General features: G+C 43.4%; 4 protein-coding genes and 1 pseudogene. All 5 read right to left on the bottom strand.

Features of this window, described 5'->3' with window-relative positions:
• Nucleotides 1–233, bottom strand: a pseudogene (locus tag ACMJ0U_RS12370) (hypothetical protein); the annotation flags it as partial.
• Nucleotides 234–384: 151 nt separating this feature from the next.
• On the bottom strand, nucleotides 385–1,620 hold the full coding sequence (locus tag ACMJ0U_RS12375) for a sodium ion-translocating decarboxylase subunit beta (protein WP_007561996.1): 1,236 nt from the start codon (nucleotides 1,618–1,620) through the stop codon (nucleotides 385–387).
• Complete coding sequence (locus ACMJ0U_RS12380; protein ID WP_417130179.1) at nucleotides 1,620–3,479, bottom strand: biotin/lipoyl-containing protein; 1,860 nt, start codon at nucleotides 3,477–3,479, stop codon at nucleotides 1,620–1,622. Before ACMJ0U_RS12380 ends, ACMJ0U_RS12375 begins: the two co-directional genes overlap by 1 nt.
• A 29-nt stretch (nucleotides 3,480–3,508) precedes the next feature.
• Nucleotides 3,509–3,766: an OadG family protein gene (locus ACMJ0U_RS12385; protein ID WP_417130180.1), complete on the bottom strand. Its 258-nt coding sequence runs from the start codon at nucleotides 3,764–3,766 to the stop codon at nucleotides 3,509–3,511.
• 143 nt (nucleotides 3,767–3,909) lie between these two features.
• Nucleotides 3,910–4,413, bottom strand: coding sequence for a nitroreductase family protein (locus ACMJ0U_RS12390; RefSeq protein WP_417130181.1), 504 nt, complete (start codon nucleotides 4,411–4,413; stop codon nucleotides 3,910–3,912).
• Nucleotides 4,414–4,421 lie beyond the last annotated feature (8 nt).

Consider the following 4,421-nt stretch of genomic DNA (forward strand, 5'->3'; position numbering starts at 1 on the left):
TGTCCTTCTCCAGCTTCACCCGATAATGGAGACAAACTTAACCACACCGCATCTGTCGTAACATTCCATGTGCCAAAACTTGTAAATGAAATAATAGCCTCATCCCCTACTACCGACTGAAGAGTTACGCTTTCTGTCACATTTTCAAAAGAAGTCACTTCTATCTCTTCATGGCAAGAGGCTAACAGAATCAGAAAAACGAAACTAAGGTTAAACAATATAGTTTTTTTCATACAGTATAATTAAGTCATCCAAAAGTTTTCAAACGGGTAAATATCCTGAAAAGTTCCTATAAAAACAAGACAGGATTACAAAGAGATTTCACACTGTAAATCGACAGTTATCTCTTTGTAATCCTGTCTAGAAAAACAAAAGTACGTTTACTTATCCAAGAAATGAAATCAGTACACCAGCTGCAACAGCCGATCCGATTACACCCGAAATGTTACTTGCCATGCAATATTGCAATACATGGTTCTTCGGGTCATATTTCAAGGCAATTTCATTAGCCACACGACTGGCCATCGGTACAGCACTAAGACCGGTTGCTCCAATCAACGGATTAATTTTCTTTTTCGTAAACAGATTGAATATCTTCACGAAGAAAATACCACCTGATATTGAAAGTGCAAAAGCTAAGAAACCGCCAATCACGATACCGATAGTCGTCCAGTTCAGGAAGGCATCGGTAGTCATTGTAGCTCCGACTGAAATACCCAGGAAAATAGTAGCCGCATTCATAATGCTGTTAGATGCTGCATCGAACAAGCGAGAAGTATTGCTACCAATTTCCTTCACCAAATTACCGAACATCAGCATACCAATCAAAGGCACTGCACTCGGCACGAACAAAGCAACAATCGTAGTGCATGCGATTGGGAAAATGATTTTCAATACACGCAGATTCTTGATTTCCGTTTTGGAAGGATATTTCTTTTCCTGTTCCTTCATGTTGATGGACAGCTCTTTCTTTGTACACCACAAACGTACTACCAGCGGTACGATAACCGGTACCAACGCCATATAAGAATAGGCCGCAATGGCAATCGGACCCAGCAAATGTGGAGCTAGCTTGATAGTGGTAAAGATAGCTGTCGGACCATCAGCACCTCCGATGATGCCCAGAGAAGCTGCTTCTTTGGGAGTAAAGCCCATCAAAATAGATACCAGCAATACGGCAAAGATACCCAACTGAGCAGCAGCCCCGAAAATAGAAAGACGAAGATTGCGCAGCATCGGACCAAAATCGGTCAGTGCACCTACTCCCATGAATATAATCGGCGGAAGGAATCCCGTCTTAATCAACATATAGTAAATGAAGTTCATCAATCCCAGTTCATGCGCAATCTCATGAAGCGGCATTTCCCAGATATTCTTCATCACACCGTTCACCATGACCATTCCGTTTTCATCGGCCTGCACTACTCCCATATCACCACCCGGGAAATTGGCCAGCAACACCCCGAAAGCGATGGGTACCAGCAGCAACGGTTCGTACTGCTTCTTGATACCCAGATAGAGCAAGACGAAAGCAATGGCATACATGATGAGAAACCGCGGGTCAGCAGCAATGTTGCTGAAAGCGGTCATATCATATAATCTTTCTAATATCTCTTCCATTACAAAATCTTCATTAATACATCATCTTCTGATACGGAGTCACCGGAATTTGCACAAATAGCAGTAATGGTTCCACTAAACTCAGCACGAATAGCATTGTAAGTCTTCATGGCCTCTACATAGCAAATTACATCTCCCTTGTTCACCTTGTCACCCACTTTCACCGGAGTTTCCTGCGCACTCTTCGTCAGGAAGAATTTACCTTCCAGCGGAGAAAGCACTTCTTTTCCTTCACCAGCAGGAGCTTGGGCAGCCGGAGCAGCTACAGCAGGCTGATTCTGTGCAGAAAGTTTAGACGGATTGACATCGCCAAAGGCTACTGTTACACGATAAGCCTGACCGTTTACGTCTACTGTCAGAACTTTAGTCTGGTCATTGGCCATGTGTACCTCTTCCTTGGCTTCACGACGTTTCTTCACATCTTCCAGGAAGTCAGCTTTTGCCTTTCCGCTCTTATAGGCTTCATACTGAGCCGGATGCATGGCATATTCAAAGAGTTCTTCATCATCCTGTCCAGTTTCCCATTTCTTTTCCCACATCATCTGACGGTATTTTTCCAGCTGATCAGGATAGTTGTCCTGTGGGTTGCCTGTGAAGAACTTACGGCCTTCACGTTCAGCTTTTTCCACAATTTCAGGAGCCAGTTTACCAGGCAACTGTCCGGCTTTTCCTAAAATCATATCCCAAATATCATCGGCAATCATACCCCAGCGTTCCTTTCCTTTTTCCAGCTGGATGACATTCATCATGGCCAGGTTCTTCACATACTGGCTGAACGGAGTTACCAAGCACGGATAACCCACACGCGGCCATACGTATGCTACCTCATCAAACAGTTTAATCAGCAGTTCATCCTGAGTCATGAACGGCAAGTTACGTTTTGCCTTATACTTGTTGATAGATTCCAGGTTAGTATCCAAATCGGCCATCAAGCTACCCATCATACCACCTGGAAGTCCCGGTCCAATCAGCAAAGAGTTCATCAAACGGTTCTTCGGACTGATATACAATCCCAGGAAATCATCCATAAATTCCTGAATCAGGGAACGTACCTTCATATAGGCCTGCATATTGATTTCAGGCACCTTGAATCCGGCATCTTTCAGCATGGCCTGCACACTGATAACGTCTGCATGTCCGGTACCCCATGACAACGGGTCCATACCTACATCCACATAATCACATCCGGCCTTGCACACTTCCAGAATAGAAGCCATGTTGAAGCCCGGACCTGCATGAGAGTGATACTGAATTGTAATATCCTTGATTTTCTTGATACCTGCCACCAGCTTTCCCAAGAATACCGGACGGCCAATACCTGCCATATCCTTGATACAGATTTCATCACATCCTGCATCAATCAGTTTCTTGGCCATATCCAGATAATATTCCACGGTATGAATCGGAGAATAAGTGATGCAGAGACAGCACTGAGAAATCATGCCGGCATCATGTGCATAACCGATGGAAGGAATAATATTTCGCACATCGTTCAATCCGCAGAATGTACGGGTAATGTCTGTACCCTGAGCCTTCTTTACTCTATAGAATAATTTACGTACGTCGGCCGGTACCGGACTCATCCGTAGGCCGTTTAACGCACGGTCGAGCATGTGTGTCTGGATTCCTGCTTCGTGAAAAGGCTTTGTCCACTCACGGACTGCCTTATTCGGATTTTCACCAAACAACAGATTTACTTGTTCAAAACCTCCTCCGTTTGTTTCTACACGGGCAAAACACCCCATTTCAATAATGGCTGGGGCCACCTTCACCAACTGGTCTACTCGCGGTACGTATTTTCCGGCACTCTGCCACATATCGCGAAAGACCAAACTAAATTTGACTTCTTTTTGTTCCATGACTAATACATGCGTGTTTTTCTAACAGATTACTGCAGTTTTTCTACTTTTATTACCTGACCTTTTCCTGCTGTCAAAATATCCACAGCAGCCTTAATGGCATCCATTGCACCGGCATCGGTAGATGTGCCCGTAGTAGCCACCTGCTTTTTAGGAGCATCTTCGGGAGCCACTTTATTTACAATGGAAATCAGAAGTTGGCTTAACCAGATAACAATGAGCAGAATTACAAAGACTGTGACCATTCCGACCACCATCAGCAATAATCCTAATTCAATGTTTTCCATCTTTCAATTAATTAGAATGTATAAAAACGCTCTCTGGAGAATAAGTCCAGAGAGCGTCTCAAAAGTAGAAAATTCCAATAAAATCTCCTACTAAAACTCGTTAAATATTTGATATTTTGTTTACACTAAAACCCTCATTCCTATCAAAATAAAATCTCATCCAAAGATTTCCGTGTCCTTTCTGGCATTTCTTTCTCTTCTGCATATCCTACTGGGATAAGGACTATAGGTTCCATAAATCCAGGTAACTGAAAAATTTCCCGGCACAACTGCACATCAAAATTACATACCCAGCAAGTTCCCAATCCTTGTTCTGCCGCAGCCAGACAAAAATGTTCCACTGCAATAGCCACGTCAATATCAGCATGATCTTTTCCGTCTGCCTTACGGTGCCAAGACTCCTCATGATTCGCACAAGCCCCCACAATGCAGGATACATTTTTTATCCATTCTCTTGAATATGCCTTTTTCAACTGAGACAATTTGGGTTCATCGGTCACAATCGTAAACTTCCATGGCTGAAAATTTACCGCAGAAGGGGCCATCCGCACACATTCCATCACGTAATCCAGTTTTTCCTTCTCTACCGTACGACTCTGATAATTTCGTACAGAATGGCGTTTCTTTACTAGCTCTAAAAAATTCATATCAAGGT

The organism is Phocaeicola sp. (assembly GCF_048170425.1).
GTDB lineage: Bacteria > Bacteroidota > Bacteroidia > Bacteroidales > Bacteroidaceae > Phocaeicola.

Coding starts and splice junctions, on each gene's coding strand:
- ACMJ0U_RS12375 (WP_007561996.1), bottom strand. CDS start 1,620: ATGGAAGAGATATTAGAAAGATTATATGATATGACCGCTTTCAGCAAC.
- ACMJ0U_RS12380 (WP_417130179.1), bottom strand. CDS start 3,479: ATGGAACAAAAAGAAGTCAAATTTAGTTTGGTCTTTCGCGATATGTGG.
- ACMJ0U_RS12385 (WP_417130180.1), bottom strand. CDS start 3,766: ATGGAAAACATTGAATTAGGATTATTGCTGATGGTGGTCGGAATGGTC.
- ACMJ0U_RS12390 (WP_417130181.1), bottom strand. CDS start 4,413: ATGAATTTTTTAGAGCTAGTAAAGAAACGCCATTCTGTACGAAATTAT.